Annotated in this window: 21 protein-coding genes; 19 read left to right on the top strand and 2 right to left on the bottom strand. The window is 38.6% G+C overall.

Features of this window, described 5'->3' with window-relative positions; all coding sequences use genetic code 11:
• Nucleotides 1–79: 79 nt before the first annotated feature.
• The 5 genes from tpx to HB912_RS04625 all read left to right on the top strand — a co-directional run bounded on the left by tpx (nucleotide 80) and on the right by HB912_RS04625 (nucleotide 4,209).
• Nucleotides 80–577: a thiol peroxidase gene (gene tpx, locus HB912_RS04645; RefSeq protein ID WP_036073752.1), complete on the top strand. Its 498-nt coding sequence runs from the start codon at nucleotides 80–82 to the stop codon at nucleotides 575–577.
• Between the two features lie 167 nt (nucleotides 578–744).
• Nucleotides 745–1,755, top strand: coding sequence for a class I SAM-dependent methyltransferase (locus HB912_RS04640; protein ID WP_185372486.1), 1,011 nt, complete (start codon nucleotides 745–747; stop codon nucleotides 1,753–1,755).
• A 9-nt stretch (nucleotides 1,756–1,764) separates the two neighbouring features.
• On the top strand, nucleotides 1,765–2,961 hold the full coding sequence (locus HB912_RS04635) for an acetate kinase (RefSeq protein ID WP_036073754.1): 1,197 nt from the start codon (nucleotides 1,765–1,767) through the stop codon (nucleotides 2,959–2,961).
• Between the two features lie 108 nt (nucleotides 2,962–3,069).
• Nucleotides 3,070–3,810, top strand: a complete 741-nt coding sequence (locus tag HB912_RS04630) for a DUF2087 domain-containing protein (protein WP_221635603.1) — start codon at nucleotides 3,070–3,072, stop codon at nucleotides 3,808–3,810.
• Nucleotides 3,811–3,843: 33 nt separating this feature from the next.
• Nucleotides 3,844–4,209 carry a GIY-YIG nuclease family protein gene (locus tag HB912_RS04625; protein ID WP_185372484.1) on the top strand — a complete coding sequence of 122 codons (366 nt, stop codon included), beginning with the start codon at nucleotides 3,844–3,846 and terminating at the stop codon, nucleotides 4,207–4,209.
• 50 nt (nucleotides 4,210–4,259) lie between these two features.
• Here the strand turns inward: HB912_RS04625 and HB912_RS04620 are convergent, their stop codons facing one another.
• Complete coding sequence (locus HB912_RS04620; RefSeq protein WP_036073543.1) at nucleotides 4,260–4,715, bottom strand: universal stress protein; 456 nt, start codon at nucleotides 4,713–4,715, stop codon at nucleotides 4,260–4,262.
• A gap of 247 nt (nucleotides 4,716–4,962) precedes the next feature.
• On the opposite strand from HB912_RS04620, the gene ald reads away from it, so the two are divergent.
• Entirely contained in the window at nucleotides 4,963–6,090 is a 1,128-nt protein-coding gene (ald, locus tag HB912_RS04615) for an alanine dehydrogenase (RefSeq protein ID WP_185372482.1), read from the top strand.
• A gap of 43 nt (nucleotides 6,091–6,133) precedes the next feature.
• On the opposite strand, the gene HB912_RS04610 is transcribed toward ald, so the two are convergent.
• Complete coding sequence (locus HB912_RS04610) at nucleotides 6,134–7,228, bottom strand: M24 family metallopeptidase (protein WP_185372480.1); 1,095 nt, start codon at nucleotides 7,226–7,228, stop codon at nucleotides 6,134–6,136.
• A 203-nt stretch (nucleotides 7,229–7,431) separates the two neighbouring features.
• Here HB912_RS04610 and HB912_RS04605 point away from each other — a divergent pair, with 203 nt between their 5' ends.
• From HB912_RS04605 to polA, 13 genes are all read left to right on the top strand, one after another.
• Nucleotides 7,432–8,115 (top strand): metal-dependent hydrolase, encoded by a 684-nt coding sequence (locus HB912_RS04605; RefSeq protein ID WP_185372478.1) that lies wholly within the window; start codon nucleotides 7,432–7,434, stop codon nucleotides 8,113–8,115.
• Between the two features lie 23 nt (nucleotides 8,116–8,138).
• Complete coding sequence (gene ytoI, locus HB912_RS04600; protein ID WP_185372476.1) at nucleotides 8,139–9,452, top strand: CBS-HotDog domain-containing transcription factor YtoI; 1,314 nt, start codon at nucleotides 8,139–8,141, stop codon at nucleotides 9,450–9,452.
• A gap of 24 nt (nucleotides 9,453–9,476) precedes the next feature.
• Complete coding sequence (locus HB912_RS04595; RefSeq protein ID WP_185372474.1) at nucleotides 9,477–10,424, top strand: DHH family phosphoesterase; 948 nt, start codon at nucleotides 9,477–9,479, stop codon at nucleotides 10,422–10,424.
• Nucleotides 10,425–10,522: 98 nt separating this feature from the next.
• Nucleotides 10,523–13,855: a DNA polymerase III subunit alpha gene (gene dnaE / locus HB912_RS04590; RefSeq protein ID WP_185372472.1), complete on the top strand. Its 3,333-nt coding sequence runs from the start codon at nucleotides 10,523–10,525 to the stop codon at nucleotides 13,853–13,855.
• A 209-nt stretch (nucleotides 13,856–14,064) separates the two neighbouring features.
• Nucleotides 14,065–14,955 (top strand): acetyl-CoA carboxylase, carboxyltransferase subunit beta, encoded by an 891-nt coding sequence (gene accD / locus HB912_RS04585; protein ID WP_185372470.1) that lies wholly within the window; start codon nucleotides 14,065–14,067, stop codon nucleotides 14,953–14,955.
• Nucleotides 14,945–15,898, top strand: a complete 954-nt coding sequence (locus HB912_RS04580) for an acetyl-CoA carboxylase carboxyltransferase subunit alpha (RefSeq protein WP_185372468.1) — start codon at nucleotides 14,945–14,947, stop codon at nucleotides 15,896–15,898. The genes accD and HB912_RS04580 overlap by 11 nt, the downstream gene beginning before the upstream one ends.
• A 278-nt stretch (nucleotides 15,899–16,176) precedes the next feature.
• The gene (gene pfkA, locus HB912_RS04575) at nucleotides 16,177–17,136 is read left to right on the top strand and encodes a 6-phosphofructokinase (protein WP_036073557.1); all 960 of its coding nucleotides are present in this window, start codon (nucleotides 16,177–16,179) and stop codon (nucleotides 17,134–17,136) included.
• Nucleotides 17,137–17,344: 208 nt separating this feature from the next.
• Complete coding sequence (pyk, locus tag HB912_RS04570; RefSeq protein ID WP_185372466.1) at nucleotides 17,345–19,102, top strand: pyruvate kinase; 1,758 nt, start codon at nucleotides 17,345–17,347, stop codon at nucleotides 19,100–19,102.
• A gap of 122 nt (nucleotides 19,103–19,224) precedes the next feature.
• Nucleotides 19,225–19,602, top strand: a complete 378-nt coding sequence (locus HB912_RS04565) for an FxsA family protein (protein ID WP_425324760.1) — start codon at nucleotides 19,225–19,227, stop codon at nucleotides 19,600–19,602.
• 161 nt (nucleotides 19,603–19,763) lie between these two features.
• Nucleotides 19,764–20,231, top strand: coding sequence for a DUF441 domain-containing protein (locus tag HB912_RS04560; RefSeq protein ID WP_185372464.1), 468 nt, complete (start codon nucleotides 19,764–19,766; stop codon nucleotides 20,229–20,231).
• 33 nt (nucleotides 20,232–20,264) lie between these two features.
• Nucleotides 20,265–21,389: a citrate synthase gene (gene citZ, locus HB912_RS04555; protein ID WP_185372462.1), complete on the top strand. Its 1,125-nt coding sequence runs from the start codon at nucleotides 20,265–20,267 to the stop codon at nucleotides 21,387–21,389.
• A gap of 17 nt (nucleotides 21,390–21,406) precedes the next feature.
• Complete coding sequence (icd, locus tag HB912_RS04550) at nucleotides 21,407–22,669, top strand: NADP-dependent isocitrate dehydrogenase (RefSeq protein WP_185372460.1); 1,263 nt, start codon at nucleotides 21,407–21,409, stop codon at nucleotides 22,667–22,669.
• A 177-nt stretch (nucleotides 22,670–22,846) separates the two neighbouring features.
• On the top strand, nucleotides 22,847–25,480 hold the full coding sequence (gene polA / locus HB912_RS04545) for a DNA polymerase I (protein WP_185372458.1): 2,634 nt from the start codon (nucleotides 22,847–22,849) through the stop codon (nucleotides 25,478–25,480).

Raw genomic sequence — 25,480 nt, 5'->3', positions numbered from 1 at the left:
ATTGAGGCAGAATGTTCGCTTTCAGTACGTTTTTTTTCTACAATGGAGAAGGAAAAGATTTTTGGAGGAGGAGAATAACATGGCTAATGTTACTTTTAAAGGTGAAAAAATGACGCTTCTTGGAACAGAACAAAAAATGGGAAATCAAGCACCGGATTTTACGGTTTTGAATAATGATCTTGAGCCAGTTTCTCTGCATGATTATGATGGAAAGATCCGTATTTTAAGTGTCGTTCCTTCGATTGATACAAGTGTTTGTTCCGCACAAACTAGACGATTTAATGAAGAAGCTGGGGGACTACCCAATACAGTTGTTTTGACTATTTCGGTTGATTTACCTTTTGCGCAAAAAAATTGGTGTGCTGCTTCTGGTCTTGACCACGTTATCACACTTTCTGATCACAAAGATCTTTCGTTTGGGAAAGCTTATGGTGTTGTCATGGAAGAATTGAGGTTGCTTGCACGCTCTGTCTTTGTTGTGAATGCAGCGGGTGAAATTGTTTACGCTGAATACGTAAGTGAAGGGACAAATCATCCTGACTACGAAAAAGCAATTGAAGCTGCTAAAAAGGCTTAATTACAGAAAAAAGCTTCTCGTTTTTAACGGGAAGCTTTTTTCTGTATTATTTTTTTAGAAAAACTGTACTATAAAAGAGGTGCTTTTTTAAGAAAAAGCTTTCAAGGTATGTGGAAATACGTTATAATAATTTTGGTGTTAAATGATGAAAATTCGAGGTGTTCGCTTTGGCTAACGAAACAACCACAAAAGTTTTTCAAGTTCTTGATGAAACAGCGATCATTTTACAAAATGCTCTTGAAATGAGTTATTTAGAAGCTGTTTACGAAACAAGTGAAAACCTTTTTCAAAATGAAGTACTACAACAAGATGAGTTAACAGAAAAGCAAGTAGCGAATTTAGCTGAAAAGTATCATTCACTCAACTTGGAAGATTATTCTTCTGAGGAAATTCGAAAGGGGTTTCAGCTGGCGCTCTTAAAAGGTATGAAGCATGGCATCCAAATGAATCACCAAATGACTCCCGATTCAATCGGCTTCATTTTGGCTTATTTGGTGGAAAAAGCATTAGAAGGACAGAAACAAATCGCATTACTAGATCCTGCTGTTGGCACGGGAAACTTACTAACAACGGTCATCAATCAACTTAAACTGCGTGGTGGTGCTGAAATTAAAGCAACTGGCGTAGAAGTTGATGACTTACTAATTTCTCTTGCTTTTGTTGGTTCGGATCTCGAAAAAGTAGATATGACACTTCTTCACCAAGATGGTCTTGCAAATTTGCTGGTTGATCCAGTTGATGCCGTTGTAAGCGATTTGCCGGTCGGCTATTATCCGAACGATGAACGTGCAGAAGCATTTGAACTGAGACAGGAAAGCGGGCATTCCTTCGCACACTTTTTGTTTATCGAGCAAGGCTTACGTTATACTAGACCAGGGGGCTATTTATTTTTCATAGTTCCAGAAAATATGTTTGCAACAGATGACTTTGCTAAGTTGGATCGATTTATAAAAAAACATGGTTTCTTAGAAGGAATCATCAAATTACCAGAAAGTCTATTTCAAACTGAAAATGCAAGAAAAAGCATCTTGATTTTGCAGAAAGCTGGAGAAGGAGTACGTGCGCCGAAAGAAGTGTTGCTAGCTAATTTAACCTCACTCTCAGATCCACGATCGACAGCACCAATTTTGGCACAAATTGAAAAATGGTTTCAAGAGAACAAACAAGAAGGGAATTGAAAAAAAACAATGGAAAAAACAATTGCAATTAATGCAGGGAGTTCTTCTCTGAAGTTTCAACTTTATGATATGCCAAGTGAGGAAGTTATTACAAAAGGAATCGTCGAACGAATTGGTCTTAAAGATTCAATCTTCTCGATTACTGTGGATGGGGAAAAAATCACAGAAACAACGGATATCCCTGATCATGAAGTAGCTGTAAACATGCTGCTAGATAAGTTGATCTCACACAATATCATCCAATCGTATGATGAAATTACAGGTGTTGGCCATCGTGTTGTACATGGTGGTGAAAAATTCCCTGAGTCTGTTTATATTGACGATCAAGTGATTAAAGATATTGAAGCTCTTTCTGAGCTAGCCCCTCTGCATAATCCAGCGAATGCCACTGGAATTAAAGCTTTCAAGAAAATCTTACCTAACATTGTTTCAGTTGCTGTTTTTGACACGGCTTTCCACCAAACAATGCCACCATCGAGCTATTTGTATAGTTTGCCGTACAGCTACTATGAAGATTATGGTATTCGGAAATATGGTTTCCACGGCACAAGTCATAAATATGTTTCTGAAAGAGCTGCGGAACTACTTGGTCGTCCGGTCGAAGAACTTCGTTTAATTACTTGTCACTTAGGAAATGGAGCAAGTATTGCAGCTATTCAAAACGGGAAATCAACAGACACTTCGATGGGCTTTACACCACTTGCTGGTGTTTCAATGGGAACTCGTTCAGGAAATATTGACCCAGCTTTGATTCCATTTATTATGGAAAAAACAGGAAAGACTGCTGAACAAGTACTTGATGTCTTAAATAAAGAATCTGGTATGCTTGGAGTTTCTGGAATTTCAAGTGATCTGCGTGATCTAGAAGAAGCGGCGTCTAAAGGCAATGAACGTGCGGATTTAGCGCTTGAGGTCTTTGTGGATCGTATCCATAAATATATTGGTTCTTATGCAGCGCGCATGAACGGTGTTGATGCAGTCATTTTCACTGCGGGAATTGGCGAAAATAGTTCTTTCATTCGTGAAAAAGTCTTACATGGTCTTGAATTTATGGGCGTATACTGGGATCCTGCTTTAAACCAAGTTCACGGGGAAGAAGCATTCTTGAATTATCCGCACTCTCCAGTTAAAGTGATTGTCATCCCAACTAACGAAGAATTAATGATTGCTCGTGATGTTGAGAAAATTAAAAAAGAACGAGCATAATACTTAAAAACCTTCCATATGGAAGGTTTTTTTATTTGTTTTTTACATAGATGAATTTTACTTTTGTTTATTAATATGATAAACTTATTTTGGAATCGAGGTGAGAATGTGGATTTAAATAAACGAACCTATCAAGAAGTGAAACAAGGATTTTATCAACAAAAAAACCAATTTCTCTGCAATTATTGTGAGAAAAAATTTGAAGAAGGTCAGGTTTATTCTTTCTCTGGAAAACTCTATGAGGCTAGTCAAGCGATAACGGAACATATTTTAAAGGCTCACGGCGGTAATGCGACCATTCTTAGAGAAGAGCCAAGTAAATATAATACATTGACAGAAAAGCAAAAAACGTTGCTAAAAGCATTTAGTAGCGGAGAAAAAGATGCTCAAATAGCACTTGAATTAGAACTTTCTGCTTCAACAGTTCGACACCAAAAATTTACTTTCCGAGAAAAAGCCAAGCAAGCGAAGCTCTATCTTGCACAATATGAGAATACGTTTGGAGCTGGGGAAGAGACCTCATTTTTCCCTATTCCAAGTAAAGCAAGGAATTTAGATGATCGCTTTACAATTACGGAGGAAGAATCTGCCCAAACATTAAAGTCCTATTTTGATTTCAGTGAGGGAGTAGTTCTTAAACGTTGGCCTAAAAAGCAAAAGAAAATTATTATTCTCTTAAATCGTATTAAAGAGGAGCTTACTCCGAATAAAATCTACACGGAGAAAGAAATCACGCAATTATTAAAGGCTATTTATTTTGATCCGGTTACTTTGCGCCGCTATTTATTTGATTATGGATTTATTGGCAGAACGCCAGATGGAAAACAATATTGGTTAGAGGAATCTTAATTTTCTTGCCCCTTGAGTTAAAGGAGAAAAAGTATGGATGCGAAAAGAAAAAAAGAATTACAGCAGCAATATAAAGAAATGAAAACTTATTATGGAGTTATTCAGTTAGAAAATGACCAAAATGGAAAAATCTTTATTGATACGGTTCCGAATCTTAAAAATCGCTGGTCATATTATGTGATGTCTTTAGATTCCAACCGTTATCCCAACAAAATGCTCCAAGAAGAGTGGAATATTTTTGGAAAAGAACATTTTAAGTACCACGTATTATTTGAAAAGCCTAATACAGATGTTACAGATATGAAATTTGAGCTGAAGCAGTTGAAGAAAAAGTGGCTAGAAAAATTGCAACCTTTCGACGAACGAGGCTATCATAAAATTGAAGAATTGGATAAATAAAAAACGAAGCACTAGGCTTCGTTTTTTATTTTAAGTTGTAAGTATGAAGTTTAGTTGTATTCTGGTTCTTCATTCCGAACAACTAACACATCGCAAGGGGAGTGGCGGATGACATATTCCGAGACACTTCCGATAAGTAAACGTTCAACCGCATTTAAACCAGTTGCGCCACACATGATTAAATCTGCTTGGAAGGCACTAGCTGCTTCTTTTGTGATCGCAGTTTTTGGAGAACCATATTCAATGTAAGTTTCAACTTTAGAGACGCCATCTTTCATTGCATCTTCTTTGTAGCCATTTAAAAGTTCATCTGCATATTCCGTTGCTTTGTCTGCCATGCTTGTATCATAGTTGGCAACAGAAGAAAAAGCTCGTGTATCAATAACATGGACTAAACCAAGCGCACCATCATTTCTTTTAGCAACTTGAATGGCTTTTTTAAAGGCCTGTTCAGCTTCTTTTGATCCGTCAACAGCTACAAGAATACGTTTATACTGTTGTAACATAAAAATCCCTCCCAAAAAATCTATTGAATACTTATATTTTACCCCTTTTTCATAGAAACAACCATTAAAAACTGGAAAAATTTAAAAAATATTGGAATTAAGGCTTTTTGGGAAACTAAAAATATTCCATTCAAAAAAGTTGGAGTAAACGATCCTATATGTTTGTGCAATTTAGGTATTTTGTGTTAACATACGAATGTAAGCGGTTAAATAAGGGCCTTAGTACCCACAAAAGGAGAGGTTTTTCATGATTATCGGTGTACCAAAAGAAATTAAAAACAATGAAAATCGCGTGGCAATGACTCCAGCTAGTGTTCTTTCATATGTGAATGCGGGACATACAGTTATGGTTGAAAAGGGAGCTGGTGAAGGCTCGAATTTTCATGATGCAGATTACAAAGAAGCAGGGGCACAAATCGTTGAAACAGCAAAAGAAACTTGGGCGGCTGAAATGGTTGTGAAAGTAAAAGAACCGATTGCTTCTGAATATCAGTATTTCCGTGAAGGATTACTTCTTTTCACTTATTTGCATTTGGCAAATGAACCTGAATTGACGGAAGCGCTAGTCAAAAATAAAGTCAATACAGTGGCTTACGAAACAGTTGAATTAGATGATCATTCGCTTCCGCTACTGACTCCAATGAGTGAAGTAGCTGGGCGCATGGCTACACAAATTGGAGCACAGTTTTTACAGAAGACAAACGGAGGAATGGGGGTTCTTCTAAGTGGCGTACCGGGAGTTGAACGAAGCAATGTAACCATTATCGGCGGCGGTGTTGCGGGGACAAATGCTGCAAAAATTGCTATCGGACTTGGCGCTAAAGTAACTATTTTAGATTTAAACTTACACCGTTTGCGCGAACTTGATGACATTTTTGGTACCGATGTCACAACTTTGATGAGTAACGATTTTAATATTGAAAAGTGTGTCAGAGAATCTGACTTAGTAATTGGAGCTGTTTTGATTCCTGGCGCTCGAGCACCAAAACTTGTTAAAGAACATATGGTACAACAAATGAAACCAGGCGCTGTTCTTGTTGATATTGCAATTGATCAAGGAGGCATTTTTGAAACGTCAGATCATGTCACAACGCATGATAATCCGACTTATGAAAAATTCGGCGTTGTGCATTATGCGGTTGCGAACATGCCAGGTGCTGTTCCGCGTACGTCTACGATGGCGTTAACTAATGCAACACTTCGCTACGGGCTAAAACTGGCAAATGAAGGATTGATCAAAGCTGTAACGAACGATTTCCATCTTTATAAAGGGGTCAATACGTTTGAGGGAAATATAACTTACCAAGCTGTTGCAAAAGACTTAGGTTATGAATATCATGAACTGAGCGCACTTATGAATGCGCCAACGAAATAAAAAATTAAAAAAAGAGTTCCTATTAATAGGAACTCTTTTTTGTTTAGACAGATAATAAATCTTTTGTAAACTCGGTTAAAATTTCATAACCTTCACTTGTAACAACAATATCATCTTCAATCCTTACTCCAGCGATTCCTGGTACATAAATTCCTGGTTCAATAGTGAATACCATATTTTCTGCAAGTGGCATTTCATTTGTTTCTGTAATGGAAGGAAATTCATGCACACTCGCGCCTAATCCGTGACCTAAACGGTGTGGGAAATAGTCGCCATATCCAGCTTTTCGAATCACATTACGAGCTGCTAAATCAATCTCTTTTGCAGGGACGCCAGCTTTGACTTGATCAATTGCAGCGAGTTGTGCTTCAAGTACTGTTTCATAAATTCGTTTTTGCTCATCTGAAATTTCTCCAAAAGCAACCGTTCTAGTTGTATCCGATGAATAACCCTTATGAACTACACCTAGGTCGAAGAGAACAAGGTCACCCTTTTTGATTTTAGTTGCACCAGGCGTCCCATGAGGAAGCGCACCATTTGCTCCAGTTAGAACCATGGTTTCAAAACTCATCTTGCTAATACCTTTTTTCTTCATTTCATACTCGATTTTTGCAACAATTTCCGTCTCTGTTTTACCCTCAGCAATTTCTGCTATACCAATTTTTACTGCTTCATCTGCGAGAAGAGCCGCTTCCTTCAAAATGCTAAGCTCTTCGGGAGTTTTAATTAGACGTAACATTTGCAACTTATTTTCAATTGAAAGATAACTGGTTGCATTAAAATATCCTGAAAATTGTTCAAATCGATCCATACTCATATGAGATTTTTCAATCGCGATGCGTGTCGGACTTGCTACACGATTTTTAATTTCACGAGCGATGATTTCAAAAGGATTTTCAGTATCTTGATAGCCGTAAACATCATAATTGAACGAACTTCCTCTTGCATCTTCAACTTCAAGAGCAGGAGTGAATAAAAAAGGATCATGTTCACTAAATAGGGCAAGTCCAAGTACTCGTTCATGTGGGTCACTATGATAGCCGGTTAAATAGGCAATGTTCTCAGGATCGGTCAAAAATGCAACTTCAGCACCTTGCATATCCATCCATTCTCTTAATTCATTTAATTTTTTTACCATGACTATTTTTCCTTCTTTCAATCTGATTTTCATCTTCATCATATCATGATTCGAAGATTCCTGATATTGTTTTGTTTTTTCGAAACAGTTGCTTTTCAGTACTAATACAGATAGAATTAAAGTAGTACAGTTTGTTTCCCAATAAATCAAAATTTTTTATCAATGTATTAAAACAGTATAAAAAAAGAAAGGAAGTTTTTTAAATGAAATTGTCATTTCATGGTCAATCTTGTATTAAAATTCAAACTGGTGAAAAAACGATTCTAGTTGATCCTTTTATCTCGGGAAATGAAAAGTGTGATCTCTCTGTTGAAAGCGAAACGCCGGATTATATTGCAGTGACGCACGGTCATGATGACCATGTGGGAGATACGGTCCAAATTGCTAAAGAGTCAGGTGCACAAATCATTTGTAATGCTGATCTTGAAGATTTTTTTAGGTTACAAGGAATTTCTAATATCGCTTCTATGCATATTGGCGGAAAACGACCTTTCGATTTTGGTTCTGTAAAACTCACCCCTGCATTCCATGGTTCATCAACTGTTGTAAATGGACAAGTCGTTAGTTTTGGAATGCCCAATGGGTTTGTCTTTACGATCGAAGGAAAAAACATTTATCATGCAGGAGATACTGGACTTTTTTCAGACATGAAACTAATCGGAGAGCTTCAACCACTTGAACTTGCTTTTCTTCCAATCGGGGATAATTTTACAATGGGACCTGAAGATGCAAAAATTGCCGCAGACTTTTTAAAAGCGAAGAAAGTTGTTCCAATGCATTACAACACCTTTCCGCTTATCGCTCAGAACCCCGAAAAGTTTGTTTCCTCACTATCAGCTGGGATTGAAGGGATAAAACTTGAAATAGGCGAGAGTTTAGAAGTTTAAAATAAAAGAAATAGGTGAGTCAATTGGCAACTAAACATGAACAAATTTTAAAATACATCGAAAACTTAGCTGTTGGCGAAAAAATCTCCGTGCGTAAAATTGCAAAAAACCTTTCTGTGAGCGAGGGAACGGCTTATCGAGCGATTAAAGACGCTGAAGTGCTTGGTTTTGTTTCTACCATTAAACGTGTTGGAACGCTGCGAATCGAACGAAAACAAAAAGATAGTATCGAAAAACTCACTTTTGCGGAAATCGTCAATATGATTGATGGGCAAGTACTTGGTGGCCGTGAAGGCTTATATAAATCACTCAATAAATTTGTTATCGGGGCGATGACGATAGAAGCGATGGAACGCTATACAGATGCTGGGAATCTTTTGATCGTCGGTAATCGCGACAGGGCGCATGAACTTGCCTTAAAACGTGGCGCAGCCGTCTTGATTACTGGTGGATTCGACACAAGCGATCACGTTAAACGACTGGCAGATGAAAAAGAATTACCTATTATTTCTACTTCTTATGATACTTTTACAGTTGCTACAATGATTAACCGAGCGATTTACGATCAATTAATAAAAAAAGAAGTCGTGATGGTAGAAGATATCTTAACGCCTTTTGATGATACAGCTTATATGGAAACAACGGAAAAAGTAGAAGACTGGCACACGTTGCAAGAAAAAACTGGCCACAGTCGGTTTCCTGTTATTAATAAGGCTTTTCGTCTAGTGGGAATGATCACTAGTAAAGATATTATTGATAAAAATCCATCTGTTTCTATCGAACGGGCTATGACGAGGAATCCGCTTACAGTAGGTCCGAAAATGAGTGTCGCCTCTGTCGCTCATATGATGGTTTGGGAAAGCATCGAAGTGATTCCTGTTGTTAAAGAAGATCTGACGTTAATTGGAATCGTTAGTCGCCAAGATATTTTAAAATCGATGCAAATGATTCAGAAACAACCGCAAGTTGGCGAAACGATTGATGATACAATTGCTAAGCAGCTGGATGAGAGAAATGAGGATTCAGGAGAGGTTAGTTACGAATTTAAAGTAACCCCTCAAATGACAAATTCTATCGGAACGTTGTCATATGGCGTTTTTACGCAACTTATTTGTGATGTTGTGCAGCAAAAACTGTTTTCAATGAAAAAACGAAATGTGGCCATTGAAAATGTAACGCTTTACTTTTTGAAGCCTGTCCAAATGGATACGGTTTTACAGGTAAGGCCACGTGTGCTTGAGATGGGAAGAAAAGCTGGAAAACTGGACGTAGAGCTTTATTTAGAGGGCATCTTAATTGGAAAAGCGATTGTTGCTTGTCAAATGATGGAACGTTAACGAGAAGATTGGGGCAAAAAGAAAATGAAAAAAGAAATTTTAAAGGCCATTCAAGCCTACGAGACGGTAATACTTCATCGTCATGTTCGACCGGATCCAGATGCTTATGGTTCGCAGATGGGTCTTGCGGCTATCATCAGGGCTAGTTTTCCTGAAAAAAAGGTTTATTCAGTCGGGGAGGCGGAGCCGTCACTTGCGTTTTTAGGGCAACTGGATTCTCTTTCAGATGATGTCTATCAAGGCGCGCTTGTCATTGTTTGTGATACTGCAAACACCGAACGAATTGATGATGAACGCTACTCTCTTGGCGATAGGCTCATTAAAATTGATCACCACCCGAATGATGATGCATATGGAGATTTAATTTGGGTAAATACGAAAGCTTCTTCTTGCAGTGAAATGATAACAGCTTTTTACGAAGAATTTTCTGATGAACTCGTTTTGAATGAAACTGCGGCACGTTTACTTTATGGGGGCATTGTTGGCGATACAGGCAGATTTTTATACCCGAGTACGACGGAAGAAACCTTCCGGATGGCGGCAAAGCTGGTTGAGTTTTCGTTTGATAGGTCAGAACTTTATCAGAAACTTTATGAGGTGCCACTAAATACGATGCGGCTTTCCGGGTATATTTTTGAGCATTTTGAACTAGAAGAAAATGGAGCAGCGACCATTTACATTTCAAAAGAAATTTTAAATAAATTTGGTTGTACTGCGAAACAAGCTTCCAATCTTGTGAGTTCGGTTGAAAATGCAAAAGGACTTAAAGCTTGGCTAATGTTCATCGAAGAAGAGGATGATATTCGAGTTAGACTTCGTTCGAAGGGACCGGTCATTAATGAACTTGCAAAAAAATATCGCGGCGGCGGGCATCCGCTTGCTTCTGGAGCAACCGTTTATACGCAACAAGAAGTTCAGGAAATGCGCGATGAATTAATTCAGCTATGCGAAAATGATAAAAAAGACCTTTAACGGAAAGGTCTTTTTTATACGAACATACTTTCTTTTTTTGCTTTTTCCCGCTATAATAAGAAATGTCCATGATGAATGTCTAGAAAGGAGTGTGAATAATGGGATTTATTCATTTGCAAGTGGCCAGTGCATTTGATTTACTGTCAAGCACGGCACGAATAAAAGAACTTGTTAAAAGAGCAGACGAATACCATTATTCTGCTCTTTCTATGACTAATAAAAACTCGCTTTATGGCGTGGTTGAATTTTATAAAGAGTGTAAAAATGCTGGCATAAAGCCGGTTATTGGAATGACTGCGGCCGTTGAAGGTGTTATCCATTCGGGAAATGACTACGAAGTCATTTTGCTTGCCGAAACGACTTCTGGCTATCAAAACTTGTTAAAAATTTCCAGCGCTATAAAAACACGGAATGAAAAAGAAGTTTTACCACTCAAATGGTTAAATTCTTATAAAGAAGGGCTTATTATTCTTTCTCCAGGGAAAAACGGGGAAATTGAACAGCTCTTATTAGAGGGAAAAGAAGAATTTGCAGATGAAGTCGCTCATTATTATACTGAGTTAGTGGGTGCCGAGTACTTTTACTTAACCTTACAAAAAGAACATTCTACACTTGCAAAACTGATTCAAAATTTCGCCGAAACACGTAACTTGCCAATCACTGTCACAAAGGATGTTCGTTATATTTTGCCGCGTGACGTACAAGCAAAAGAAGTTCTTGCGGCAATACGAGATAATACGACAGTAGACTGGGAATCTCTTGAACTTGTAGGCTCTGCTTATTTTGCAAGCGAAGCAGAAATGGAAGCTCTCTACACCACAGATTTTGAACGAAAAGCTTTATTTGAGTCTGGAAAAATTGCTGCACGCTGTCAAGTGAAAATCAAAATGAATCAGCATCTTTTGCCGCGCTTTCCTCTTCAGGCGGGTGAAAGAGCAACCGATGCTCTAGCAAAAGTCGCTGTTCAGGGATTAAAAGAGCGAGGGCTTGACGGGCAGTCTGACTATGAGGAACGCTTAAGTTATGAGTTACGGATTATTAATGATATGGGGTTTGCGGACTACTTTTTGATCGTTTGGGATGTAATGAAGTATGCGCGGGAACACGATATCTTAACGGGACCTGGTCGGGGTTCAGCTGCTGGCTCTCTTGTTTCTTATGTGCTTAAAATTACCGATGTGGATCCTATCCAGTATAATTTACTTTTTGAACGATTTTTGAATCCTGAACGCGTCACCATGCCGGATATCGATTTAGATTTTCCTGATAACAAGCGAGATGAAGTCATCGCTTATGTGGTTAAAAAATATGGCGAACAGCATGTTGCGCAAATCGGAACTTTTGGAACACTCGCAGCAAAAGCAGCGATACGAGACACTGCGCGAACATTTGGTTTAAACTCTGTTCAGCTTGCAGAGTGGGCCAAGTTGATTCCGAATTCCCTTGGCATCACGCTTGAAAAAGCTTTAAAGGAAAATCCACGATTAGAAAAACATATTCATTTTTCAAAAGAAAATGAGATGATTTGGGAAGTGGCTTGTTCGATTGAAGGGTTGCCACGGCATATCTCGACGCATGCCGCCGGAATTGTGATTAGTGATGAAGCCCTTGTTGATCAAGTTCCGCTTCAACAAGGTAGCCAAGAAGCCCTGCTTACTCAATATGCGATGGGAGATTTAGAAGAAATCGGCTTGTTAAAAATGGACTTTCTTGGGTTGCGAAATTTAAGTCTTCTTGACCGTGTTCTTCGATCTGTCAATTACCATCGTAACTTAAATTTGACGTTACAGGATATTCCGCTTAATGATGAGAAGACCTTACAACTTTTTAAGCGCGGGGACACAACAGGCGTTTTCCAATTTGAATCTGATGGAATTAGGCGAGTCCTTCGAAATCTTGTGCCAACTTCTTTTGAAGATATTGTTGCCGTAGATGCACTCTATCGTCCGGGCCCAATGGAACAAATTGACACATTCATTGCAAGAAAACATGGCAAGGAACAAATCGTTTATCCACACAGAGATTTGAAACCTATTTTAGAAGTCACTTATGGTGTCATTGTTTACCAAGAACAAATTATGCAAGTAGCGAGCACCATGGCTGGATTTTCTCTCGGTGAAGCGGATCTTTTAAGACGAGCCGTGAGTAAAAAGAAGGCTGATGTGTTAAACGAACAACGAGAGAAATTCGTTTCAGGCGCCCTAAAAAAAGGATATCAAGAAACAAGTGCGAATGAGGTTTATGATTTAATCGTTCGCTTCGCTAACTACGGATTTAACCGAAGCCATGCGGCTGCTTATTCGAAAATTGCTTTTCAATTAGCTTTTTTAAAAGCACATTTTCCCGCCGAGTTTATGGCGGCTTTACTAAGTTCTGTGTTTGGAAATGACGCGAAAATCAGTCAATATGTCACGGAAGCAAAAAAATATGGTATCAATATGCTTCCGCCAAGCATTAATCAAAGCCATTATTATTTTCAAGTTGAAGGTGCATCTCAAATACGCTATAGTTTCCGCGTCATTCGCAAGGTGCCAAATAAATTTGTTTTAGCACTCATTGAAGAGCGTAAAAAAGCTCCTTTTAAAGACTTTTTTGATTTTTGTGAGCGAATTCCACAAAAAACATTGACACCTGCCATTTTAGAAGCATTGATTTACGCGGGTTGTTTTGATGAATTTGGAAAAACTCGTGCCACTTTAATCGGCTCTATTCAAGCTGTTTTACAATTTTCTAGTTTGCTTGGAAACGATGAGCGGGGAATGAACTTATTTACAGCAGATGATGACTTTTTTCAAACGATGAAACCGCGTTATAAAGAAGCGGAAGAGTTTCCAGAAAAAGAAAAACTTGCACTTGAAAAAGAGTATACTGGGCAGTACGTATCAGCTCATCCCGTGACACGCTACCAAGAAAAACTGAAAAAATTGGGTGTTACTCCACTCGCAAATGTTTCGAGTAAGCAGTTTGCTTTACTGGGTGTTTATGTGCTTTCTACAAAAGTTATTCGTACGAAAAAAGGAGAGAACATGAGCTTTTTAACGGTCTCTGATGATAGCGGTGAACTTTCAGCAGTAGCGTTCCCTGAGGCGTATCGAAACTTTAATTTGATTTTGCAAGAAGGGGAACTATTAGCCTTACAAGTGAAAATTGAAGAACGAAATGGAGAAAAGCAGGCGATTATCAATCAAGCAGAACAGCTCGATAAAATTGAAATTCCTAAGCGTTTATTTATAAAGGTGAAAAGTGATGAACAAGTTCGGCAATTGAAAATGATTTTGAAAGAATTCAAAGGAAATTCAAGAGTAGTCCTACATTATGCGACGACGAAAAAAACAGTAGAACTCTCAGACTTTTTCTCAATTTCTTTCTCTACAGAACTAGAAGAAAAGCTTGTTAGCTTACTTGGGACGGAAAATGTTGTCTTTAAGTAAATGTTTTTTCATTTCCTAAAAGAAGTAAAAGTATGGTATAGTTTAGAATGGACAAGAGACTTGCGGTGATGAATAGCTGTTTTCAGCTGACTATTGCCGCAATTCGTTTTTTGGCTTTTATGGTGTGAAAGAAGGACTTTTAATTTATTTTATTCATTTTATTACCGCCATAAATCTGATTTAGAAAGCGTAGTAGGGAGGTTTCATCTTTGTTAGGCGATTTATTTACTAAACCAAAGAAGAAAAAATATGCAGCGATCCCAGCAGAAGGGACCAAACATGATGTTCCAGAAGGGATTATGACAAAATGCCCAAAATGCAAAAAGATCATGTATACAAAGGAACTTGAGAAAAATTTGATGGTGTGTAGCCATTGTGGTTTTCATCATCCGATTGGTGCCCAAAAGCGGCTTAGCTACTTAGTAGATGAAAGTTCTTTTAGCGAACTGGATGCTGAGCTTAAACCTGCTAATCCACTAGGCTTTGAAGACTATATGGAGCGAGTGGAAAAAGACCAAGAAAAAACAGGTCTAAAGGATGCTATTCTAACTGGAACCGCAGCTATTGAAGGGGAAAAACTTGTCATTGCTATCATGGATTCGCGTTTTCGAATGGCAAGCATGGGAAGTGTTGTTGGTGAAAAAATTCTCCGTGCAGTTGAAAAAGCAGCTGAGTTAAATCTTCCTTTTGTTATTTTCACAGCTTCTGGAGGGGCGAGAATGCAGGAAGGAATGCTTTCCCTTATGCAAATGGCGAAAACTTCTGCTGCCTTTAAACGCTTCAGTAATCACGGAGGTCTTGCGATTACTGTGATGACCCATCCAACGACTGGTGGCGTTTCGGCTAGCTTTGCTTCTCTTGGTGATTTTAACTTTGCTGAACCAGGAGCTTTAATTGGCTTTGCTGGTCGACGTGTTATTGAGCAAACAGTTCGCGAAGAGTTACCAAAAGATTTTCAGACCTCGGAATTTTTATTAAAACACGGCCAGCTTGATGCGGTTATTTCGCGCTTAGAACTGAAAGAAAAGTTGCGCTTTGTGTTATCATTTCACCACAAAGAACCTGAAGAAGATGAGGAGGGAACTTCCGTTGGCGAATGAAATGGATTTTGAAAAACCAGTTTTAGAACTTCGAACGAAAATTGCGGATCTGAAAGAATATAATGCCAAGTCGGAAGTCGATCTCTCAAAAGAAATCGAAAAGCTTGAACAACGACTTGAAAAATTAGAAGTGGAAATTTATGGGAATATGACAGCTTGGGATAAGTTTCAAGTGGCACGACATCCAGAAAGGCCCACAACGCTCGATTATATTCCGCTTCTATTTGAAGACTTTATGGAACTCCATGGCGATCGTTATTTTGGTGATGATGCTGCTATTGTTGGTGGCATTGCCAAGTACAAAGGGATTCCTGTAACAGTTATCGGGCATCAGCGCGGGAAAGATACAAAAGATAATTTACACCGCAATTTTGGCATGCCTCATCCAGAAGGTTTTCGAAAAGCTTTGCGCTTGATGAAACAAGCTGATAAATTTAGACGTCCAATTATTTGTTTGATTGACACAAAAGGAGCCTATCCGGGACGTGCTGCTGAAGAACGAGGTCAAAGTGAAGCAATTGCTAGGAATTTATATGAAATGAGCGATATGAAAGTACCTATCATTTCGATTGTAATTGGTGAAGGTGGAAGTGGTGGGGCACTTGCACTTGGAGCGGGGAATCAAATTTTTATGCTTGAAAATGCTGTTTTCTCTGTTATTACACCTGAAGGAGCGGCAGCGATTTTGTGGAAAGATGCAAGTCTCGCTCAAAAAGCAGCCGAATCAATGCGTATTGCTGCAAATGATCTCTATGAACTTGAAATTATTGATGGGATTATCCCAGAAATCAGAGGCGGGGCGCACAATGATTTGGAAAAGCAGGCTGAACTAATTGACCAAACGCTTTCGAAGTCGTTGCACACACTTATGGCATTCACAGAAGAACAACTTGTTGAACAGCGGTATAATAAATTTAAAAAAATAGGGGTTTATGAAGCCTAAAGAGAAGCGTATTGACCCGGTCAATACGCTTCTTCTGTATATTTTTTTACATCAAATTCTTTATTAAGAACTTTTTTCACAAAACCAATTTGCATAGACCAAACTCCTCATTTCTTGCATTATAAAAGCTTTTTTTAAAAGTACCAATTTAAAAATGGAGGATTTATCCTTAGAAAAGCTTTGAAAAATGCGCTCCTGAGACTTTTCATTTCGAGTGAATTAGGGTAGAATAGTACCGTGTGATGGAAAAATAATCATAGTCTGAGGTGGTAGTAAAAATGAAACGTATTGCGATATTGACGAGTGGTGGCGACGCACCTGGTATGAACGCAGCAGCCCGAGCTGTTGTGCGTAAAGCTATTTATGAAGGTTTAGAAGTTTATGGAATTAATTACGGCTTTCTTGGACTTGTAAACGGAGATATCCACAAACTCGAACTTGGTTCAGTCGGGGACTTGGTTCAACGCGGGGGTACATTCCTATATTCTGCACGTTACCCTGAATTTGCAACGGAAGAAGGACAACTAAAAGGGATTGAACAACTTAAGAAGCATCAAATTGATGGACTTGTGGTTATTGGTGGAGACGGTTCTTATCACGGTGCTGAGGCTCTTACTAAACGTGGTTTCCCAACAATTGGAATTCCGGGAACAATCGATAATGATATTTCAGGAACAGACTTCACAATAGGTTTCGATACAGCGCTAAATACAGTTTTAGACGCACTTGATAAAATTCGTGACACGGCAACAAGTCATGAACGTACATTTATCATTGAAGTAATGGGACGTGATGCGGGAGATATCGCACTTTGGTCGGGGCTTGCTGGCGGCGCTGAAGCTATTATCGTTCCAGAAGTTGAATTTAACATGGATGATATCGTAGGGCGTCTTAATAAGGGACGTGAACGTGGTAAAAAGCACAGCATCATTGTTGTTGCTGAAGGAGTTATGTCTGGAAATGAGTTTGCTGAACGTCTTGCACAATACGGGGATTACCATGCGCGCGTTACTGTTTTAGGGCATGTTCAGCGTGGCGGAAGTCCAACGGCATTTGACCGTGTGCTTGCAAGTCGACTTGGTGCTCGTGCGGTAGACCTTTTGCTTGAAAACCGTGGCGGTTTAGCTGTTGGAATTCGTGAAAATAAAATCGTTGAAAACGACATTACAGAAATTTTAAAAGAAAAACATCAATTGAATGATGAGATGTTTAAACTAGCATCTATTCTTTCGATTTAAGAGGGAGGTCACTAAAGCAGTTTAGTGACCTTTTTCAAGTGTAGTTTTGAAAATAATTTTTGAAAACAAGAATCATTCTTATTTAGAAAAGAATAAGTTTGATTGTTTTTTCACAAACAACTTGTTTCATAAAGCTGTTACTGGTAAAATGTAATAGATGTGTTTATAATGTGTATATGAATAGGTAGTTCTAGGAGGAGTAGTGAAGATGAAAAAAACGAAAATTATTTGTACCATTGGACCTGCTAGTGAATCCGTTGATACGCTAGTAAAACTAATTGAATCGGGTATGAACGTAGCTCGACTTAATTTTTCTCATGGTGATTATGAAGAACATGGTGCGCGAATCAAAAATATTCGCGAAGCAGCAAAAATTACTGGAACTCCAGTAGCGCTTTTGCTCGATACAAAAGGTCCAGAAATTCGCACAAACGATATGGCAGGCGGAAAAGTAGAGTTTGCTGAAGGTGATATCGTTCGCATTGCAATGACACCTGTTGAAGGAACAAAAGAAAAGTTCTCAGTTACTTACGCAGAACTTTTTGATGATGTAGAAGTTGGTTCAAGTATCTTGCTTGACGATGGTCTTATCGGACTTGAAGTTACTGAAAAAGATAATGCCAACCGTGAACTCGTAACAAAAGTTCTTAACCCTGGTGTTTTGAAAAACAAAAAAGGCGTAAACGTGCCAAACGTTTCTATTAATCTTCCTGGAATCACTGAAAAAGATGCAAACGATATTCGTTTTGGTTTAGAACAAGGAATCGATTTCATTGCAGCTTCATTCGTACGTCGTGCGTCTGATGTTCTTGAAATCACAAAAATCTTAGAAGACCATGATGCTACACATGTTCAAATCATTCCTAAAATCGAAAACCAAGAAGGTGTCGATAATATTGACGAAATTCTTCAGGTTTCTCAAGGATTGATGGTTGCTCGTGGTGACCTTGGTGTGGAAATTCCAGCTGAGGAAGTTCCGATTGTTCAAAAAGAACTTATCAGAAAATGTAACAAGTTAGGAAAACCAGTTGTAACAGCAACACAAATGCTTGATTCGATGCAACGCAATCCGCGTCCAACTCGTGCTGAAGCATCTGACGTTGCGAATGCTATTTTCGATGGAACAGATGCAATTATGCTTTCTGGTGAAACTGCAGCTGGGGATTATCCAGTTGAAGCCGTTCAAATGATGGCGAAAATTGCTCTTCGCACAGAAGAAGCCTTGATTACGCAAGATAAGTTTGCGCTTAAAATGCATCAAAATACTGATATGACGGAAGCAATTGGCCAAGCGGTTGGTCATACTGCTCGTAATTTAGACGTTCAAACAATCGTTGCCGCTACTCAAAGCGGTCATACTGCGCGTATGATCTCTAAATATCGTCCAAAATCGCATATCCTTGCGGTTACTTTCAATGAACATGTTTGTCGTTCACTTGCTCTTTCTTGGGGTGTTTATGCTCGCTTAGCAGATCCTGTTCAAAATACAGATGATATGTTTGACCTAGCAGTAAAAGAATCACTTGATTCTGGACTTGCTCAACAAGGAGATTTAATTATCATCACTGCTGGAGTTCCAGTTACCGAAAGTGGAACAACGAATTTGATGAAAATCCAACTAATTGGTGAAAAAGTAGTCAAAGGTCAAGGCGTCGGTCGTGAATCTGTAAGTGGAAAAGCGATTGTTGCAAAGACAAATAAAGAAGCACTTGAAAAAGCAGAACAAGGTGGCATTCTTGTTGTTAAAACAACGGATAAAGAAATCATGCCTGCATTCGAAAAAAGTGCCGCAGTTGTTGTTGAAGAAGGTGGCTTAACAAGCCATGCAGCGGTTGTTGGAATTAACTTAGGTATTCCAGTTGTTGTAGGTGCAAAAGATGCTACAACTCTTATCAACCACGGTGAAATCATCACAGTTGATTCACGTCAAGGTGCTGTTTATAACGGAAAAACGGCTACTCATTAAACTAAAGGCTAGACCCATTAAGTGCGGGATCCGCACTTAATGGGTCTTTTTTTCGTTATGTTTTTTTATTCTCTTCGAATGCGTTATAATAAAGGGATAGAAGACAAACTGGAGTTGATATTTTGAAAAATATGTTTGCTTACTGGGCAATTTATGGGCTCGTTGAATTAATCGTTTATGTGTGGTTATTCCAGTGGATCGGATTTTGGCCACTTCTTCTGATTCAAATTTTTTCTACTGCAATAGGCGTTTATATGTTTAAAAAAGTGGGCGGAACACTTTTAAGAAATATTTTGGACGGGCGAACGGTTGCGCCGTACTTGCTCGATACCATTTGTTTTTTCTTTTCCGCACTATTCTTTACAATACCGGGAGTTTTAACCACTTTAATCGGATTACTTCTGTTTATTCCGTTTGTTAGGCGACTTATTAAACCCAAACTCACAAAATGGTTTGCCAAACAAAACAAACAGTCAGACCACTATTATTTTGATATGTGACAAGCGGGCTTAGCTAGCTCGCTTGTTTCTCCAATCTTAGTATTCGTTTTACTTATAAAGTTTCAGAAACGTAATAGGTTTATTTTATGCTAAATAGAAATTTTATGCTATAATATTTTTTATCTTATGGAAATTCCTTAAGGTAGCGAAAGGTGTTCATTATGTTTACAGAAAGCATGTTATTTTTACTACTTTTTTTAGCGCTTGGAATCGTGGCTAAGAATAATTCATTAATCATTGCTGTTGCAGTTGTGATTGTTCTCAAACTTTTTGCTGGGAACACAAAAATTATAGAAGTGATTCAATCAAAAGGCATTAACTGGGGAGTTACAATTATTACAATCGCTATTTTGATTCCAATTGCAACAGGCCAAATCGGCTTTAAAGATTTATTTGATTCGTTTAAATCCCTCTCAGGTTGGGTAGGTTTAAGTGCAGGGATTCTAGTTTCGATATTATCAAGAAAAGGGGTCGGCTATATGTCGCAAGACCCTCAAATCACAGTTTCACTTGTATTCGGGACCATTCTTGCAGTAGCACTTTTTCGAGGAATTGCCGCAGGTCCTGTAATTGCTTCTGGTATTGCTTATATTGTGATGCAAACGATCACGTTTTTCACCACCAAGTAAGAAGGGAAATAACGTTTATGAAGGAGGATTTAGATGACACTTTCTAAAGGACTTGAAAATGTATATGTAGCAGAGACTTCTATCAGCTCCATTGTTGACGATACTTTAAAGTATGTCGGATATGGTATTGATGATTTAGTTGAGAATAATGTCAGCTTTGAAGAAGTTATTTATTTACTTTGGCATCTTAGACTGCCAAACAAGGATGAATTAGCAAATTTTCAGCTTGAAATTAAAGAACATATGGCTGTATCGGAAACAATCATCACTAGTCTTAGAATGCAACATCATCAGAAACTACATCCGATGAGTGTACTGCGGACAACTGTTTCAATGCTTGGTGTGTTTGATACCGAATCCGAGCTAGATGACGGAGAATCGATTTACAAAAAAGGGCTACGTCTACAAGCTAAAATGCCGACAATCGTAGCTGCTTTTTCAAGAATTCGCCGTGGACTAGATCCTATTCCACCTCGTGATGATCTCGGCGTGGCTGCTAACTTTTTGTACATGTTGACTGGCGAAGAAGCTGATCCTCTTTCCGTTGAGGCGATGAACAAAGCACTTGTCTTGCATGCTGATCATGAATTTAACGCCTCTACCTTTACAGCTCGTGTTTGCGTGGCAACTCTTTCCGATGTGTATTCAGGAGTAACCGCAGCAATTGGCGCCTTAAAGGGGCCGCTACATGGCGGAGCTAACGAACGTGTTTTTGATATGCTCGAAGAAATAGATCGTGCTTCAAGCAACGTAAAAGACTACATACAATATAAAATTGACCAAAAACAAAAAATTATGGGCTTTGGCCACCGTGTTTATCAAAATGGAGATCCACGTGCAAAACATTTAAAAGCTATGTCACACCTTTTGACAAAGGGAACAGAAGAAGCGAAGTGGTATACGCTTTCTTGCCAAATAGAAGAGTCTGTTTGGGAGCTTAAACATCTTCGACCAAATGTTGATTTTTATTCTGCATCCGTTTACCATGCGCTTGGCATTGATGTTGATTTATTTACACTCGTTTTTTCTGTAAGCCGTGTTTCTGGATGGCTCGCGCATATTTTTGAACAGTATCGTGATAACCGCTTAATTCGACCTCGAGCGATTTATGTAGGCCCTGAAGATCGTAAGTTTTTACCTATTGAAGAACGGATATAAGGAGGAATTTCTAACGTATGGCTGAAAAAATTCAAGTGAAAAACGGGGTGCTTCATACACCCGATGAGCCCATCATTCCATTTATCGAAGGAGATGGAACTGGTCCTGATATTTGGCGAGCTGCTAAACGAGTGCTAGATTCCGCTGTTAACAAAGCATACGGAGGATCACGCAAAATCGAATGGAAAGAAGTTTTAGCCGGCGAAAAAGCTTTTAAACAAACTGGTGAATGGCTTCCGCAAGAAACGCTTGATGTGATTTCTGACTATTTAATTGCTATTAAAGGGCCGCTTACAACACCAATTGGCGGGGGAATTCGTTCGCTCAATGTTGCGCTTAGACAAGAATTAGACCTGTATGTTTGTTTGCGTCCTGTGCGCTATTTTACAGGTGTCCCGTCTCCTGTTAAACGACCTGAAGATACTGATATGGTCATTTTTCGAGAAAATACAGAAGATATTTATGCAGGGATTGAATTTAAAGAAGGTAGCGCGGAAGCACAAAAACTAATTCAATTTCTTGAATCTGAATTTAATGTTAAAAATATCCGTTTTCCTGAAACATCAGGAATTGGTGTTAAGCCTATCTCAAAAGAAGGAACAGAGAGACTTGTTCGCTCGGCAGTTCTTTATGCGATGAAAGAAAACCGCAAGTCCGTTACTTTAGTTCATAAAGGAAACATCATGAAGTTTACGGAAGGAGCCTTTAAACAATGGGGCTATGAGCTTTGCGAACGGGAATTCAAAGATCAGGTGTTTACGTGGAATGAATATGACCTGATTAAAGAAGCAGAAGGAACAGAAGTAGCAGATTTAAAACAGCAAGAAGCTTTAGATGCTGGGAAAATTCTTATCAAAGATTCTATTGCGGATATCTTTTTGCAACAAATTTTAACGCGACCGGCTGAATTTGATGTTGTTGCGACAATGAACTTAAATGGGGATTATATCTCTGATGCCCTATCGGCACAAGTTGGCGGAATTGGAATTGCTCCAGGTGCCAACATAAATTACCAAACTGGACATGCAATTTTTGAAGCGACACATGGAACTGCACCGAAATATGCGGGGCTCGATAAGGTTAATCCATCTTCCGTTATTCTTTCTGGTACGTTACTTTTAGAGCATTTAGGTTGGAATGAAGCCGCGGATCTAATCACACAATCGATGGAAAAGACAATTCAAGCTAAGACCGTCACTTATGATTTTGCTCGTTTAATGGATAATGCAACAGAACTGAAATGCTCGGAATTCGCGAATGAATTAATCGGAAATTTATAAGAAAGTTCGTTTTTTCTGGGATGTAATGTAAAAAGTTTATATTTTTGTTCGTTTTTAAAAAGAGCACGACAAACCGTCGCGCTCTTTTTTGATTTAGACGCTCAAACTATTAATCACAGGCCAAATTATGGTAAAATAAATGCAAGTGAAAACTTGAAAACGAGGAGGATTTTTCCTGTGGGTAAATTGATTTTAATTGATGGAAACAGTATTGCAAATCGCGCATTTTATGCACTTCCACTTTTAACAAATGAAAAAGGGATTTACACGAATGCGGTGTATGGTTTTGCAATGATGTTAAATAATGTACTAGAAAATGAGAAGCCCGATCATGTGCTTGTGGCTTTTGATGCAGGAAAAACAACATTTCGTCACCAAACTTTCAAAGGTTATAAAGGTGGCAGACAAAAAACACTAAGTGAACTAAGCGAGCAGTTTCCTTTTATTAGAGAACTGCTTGATGCCTATGATATTCCTCATTATGAACTCAAAGATTACGAAGCGGATGATATTATTGGAACACTTGCTAAAAAAGCAGAACAAGATAAGCTTGAAACGATTATTATTACTGGTGATCGAGATTTAACGCAGTTGGCAAGTGAACAAACAACCGTTTATATTACTAGAAAAGGGATCACAGATATGGAAAAAAACACGCCTGATACTTTACGTGAAAAGTATGATCTCTCTCCAGAGCAAATTATCGATATGAAAGGATTAATGGGAGATTCTTCGGATAATATTCCTGGAATTCCCGGTGTTGGTGAAAAAACCGCGTTAAAATTACTTCACCAATACGGCGGAACTGTCGAAAGCGTACTAGAACATGCAGGTGAAATATCTGGTAAGAAATTGCAAGAAAAAGTGATGGATAATAAAGATTTGGCACTTTTGAGTAAAGAACTAGCAACTATCAATACGGATTCACCTGTTGAAGTCAAGCTTTCGGATACCAATTATTCTGGTTTTCAAACAGAAAAAGTCGTTCCCTTTTTAAAAGAAATGGATTTTAAATCAATTTTAAAAAATATCGAGGGTGAAGCGACTGATGAAGTAGCCGCTAGTGTTCAGGATGTTGATTTTGAGGTTATAACGGCTCTAACAGATACACATTTTGCTTCGCCTGCTGCGCTCTACGTGGAACTTGAAAATGAAAATTACCACACAGCACCATTTGTTGGGTTTAGTTTACACTCAAAAGCAGGAACTTTTTTCTTCACAGCTGAAACGGCCAAGAAAAGTTCGGCTTTTAAAAAGTGGGCTCTTTCTAAGGATGAGAAGAAGTTCGTTTACGATGCGAAAAAAATAACTGTAGCACTCCACCGACTGGAATTGGAAATAAAAGGGATTACATTTGATGCTATGTTGGCTTCTTATTTATTGAATCCTTCTGAAACCATTGATGACTTCGCGAGTGTGGCGAGGCAGCATGATTTTAGCAACGTTCAAACGGATGAAGCTGTTTACGGAAAAGGAGCTAAATACAAGGTTCCTGAGGAAAAAAAGGTCGCGGATCATTTAGCACATAAAGCTGTTGCCGTTTTTCAACTCGAAAAGCCACTCACACAAGATTTAGAAGAAAATGAACAGATGGAACTTCTGACAAGTCTTGAGTTGCCACTTTCATTTGTTCTTGCTAAAATGGAAATTTTTGGTGTGCGCGTGGATACGGACCGTTTGCTAGAAATGAAAGCAGAGCTTGCTGAACGAATTGATACGCTTGAAAAGTCCATTCATAGCTTGGCTGGATATGAATTTAACATCAATTCGCCGAAACAACTTGGAGTTGTTTTGTTTGAAAAATTAGGACTTCCAGTTATCAAAAAAACAAAAACTGGTTACTCGACAGCAGCGGATGTTCTTGAGGCTTTGTCTGGACAACACCCGATTATTGAAGAAATTTTAATTTATCGTCAGCTCGGTAAGCTTCAATCCACATATATTGAAGGATTGCTTAAAGTTACGGATAAAAAGACACATAAAGTACACACTCGCTTCAATCAGACACTTGCCCAAACGGGTCGTTTAAGTTCTGTCGATCCGAACTTGCAAAACATTCCGATCCGACTTGAAGAAGGTCGGAAAATCCGACAAGCTTTTGTTCCTAGCGAACCTGGATGGAAAATTTTCTCAGCAGACTATTCGCAGGTTGAGCTTCGAGTTCTAGCGCACATCTCAAAAGATGAAAATTTAATTTATGCTTTTAAGCATGATTATGATATTCATACTAAAACGGCTATGGATGTTTTTCATGTGGATGAGGACCAAGTGGACTCTCTGATGCGACGTCAAGCTAAAGCGGTCAACTTTGGAATTGTTTATGGAATTAGTGATTACGGATTGTCACAAAACCTCGGGATTACTCGTAAAGAAGCAAAGGCATTTATTGACCGCTATTTTGAAAGCTATCCTGCCGTGCAAGAGTACATGCATGAAATTGTACGTCAAGCTAAAGAAACTGGATATGTGGAAACGATCTTGCACCGGAGACGCTATATTCCAGAGATTACAAGTCGTAACTTTAATGTTCGTAGTTTTGCGGAACGTACTGCAATGAATACGCCGATTCAAGGAAGTGCGGCTGATATTATTAAAAAAGCGATGATTTTGATGAGTGATCGGTTGGAAAAAGAAAAATTGCAAGCTCGTCTGTTGCTTCAAGTGCACGATGAATTGATTTTTGAGGCTCCAGAAGACGAGATTCAGATACTAGAAAAAGTCGTGCCAGATGTTATGGAAAATGCGGTAACACTTGATGTACCGCTTAAAGCGGACGCTGCATTTGGTGACACGTGGTATGATGCGAAATAA

This window comes from Listeria aquatica, from assembly GCF_014223975.1.
GTDB lineage: Bacteria > Bacillota > Bacilli > Lactobacillales > Listeriaceae > Listeria > Listeria aquatica.
The sequence above is the reverse complement of the archived record's forward strand: the minus strand, read 5'-3'. Positions and strand labels throughout refer to the sequence as shown.

What these genes read in the sequence shown, in the direction of transcription:
- tpx (WP_036073752.1), top strand. Translation starts at nt 80, where the DNA reads ATGGCTAATGTTACTTTTAAAGGTGAAAAAATGACGCTTCTTGGAACA.
- HB912_RS04635 (WP_036073754.1), top strand. Translation starts at nt 1,765, where the DNA reads ATGGAAAAAACAATTGCAATTAATGCAGGGAGTTCTTCTCTGAAGTTT.
- HB912_RS04625 (WP_185372484.1), top strand. Translation starts at nt 3,844, where the DNA reads ATGGATGCGAAAAGAAAAAAAGAATTACAGCAGCAATATAAAGAAATG.
- HB912_RS04620 (WP_036073543.1), bottom strand. Translation starts at nt 4,715, where the DNA reads ATGTTACAACAGTATAAACGTATTCTTGTAGCTGTTGACGGATCAAAA.
- ald (WP_185372482.1), top strand. Translation starts at nt 4,963, where the DNA reads ATGATTATCGGTGTACCAAAAGAAATTAAAAACAATGAAAATCGCGTG.
- HB912_RS04610 (WP_185372480.1), bottom strand. Translation starts at nt 7,228, where the DNA reads ATGGTAAAAAAATTAAATGAATTAAGAGAATGGATGGATATGCAAGGT.
- HB912_RS04605 (WP_185372478.1), top strand. Translation starts at nt 7,432, where the DNA reads ATGAAATTGTCATTTCATGGTCAATCTTGTATTAAAATTCAAACTGGT.
- HB912_RS04595 (WP_185372474.1), top strand. Translation starts at nt 9,477, where the DNA reads ATGAAAAAAGAAATTTTAAAGGCCATTCAAGCCTACGAGACGGTAATA.
- dnaE (WP_185372472.1), top strand. Translation starts at nt 10,523, where the DNA reads ATGGGATTTATTCATTTGCAAGTGGCCAGTGCATTTGATTTACTGTCA.
- pfkA (WP_036073557.1), top strand. Translation starts at nt 16,177, where the DNA reads ATGAAACGTATTGCGATATTGACGAGTGGTGGCGACGCACCTGGTATG.
- pyk (WP_185372466.1), top strand. Translation starts at nt 17,345, where the DNA reads ATGAAAAAAACGAAAATTATTTGTACCATTGGACCTGCTAGTGAATCC.
- HB912_RS04560 (WP_185372464.1), top strand. Translation starts at nt 19,764, where the DNA reads ATGTTTACAGAAAGCATGTTATTTTTACTACTTTTTTTAGCGCTTGGA.
- citZ (WP_185372462.1), top strand. Translation starts at nt 20,265, where the DNA reads ATGACACTTTCTAAAGGACTTGAAAATGTATATGTAGCAGAGACTTCT.
- icd (WP_185372460.1), top strand. Translation starts at nt 21,407, where the DNA reads ATGGCTGAAAAAATTCAAGTGAAAAACGGGGTGCTTCATACACCCGAT.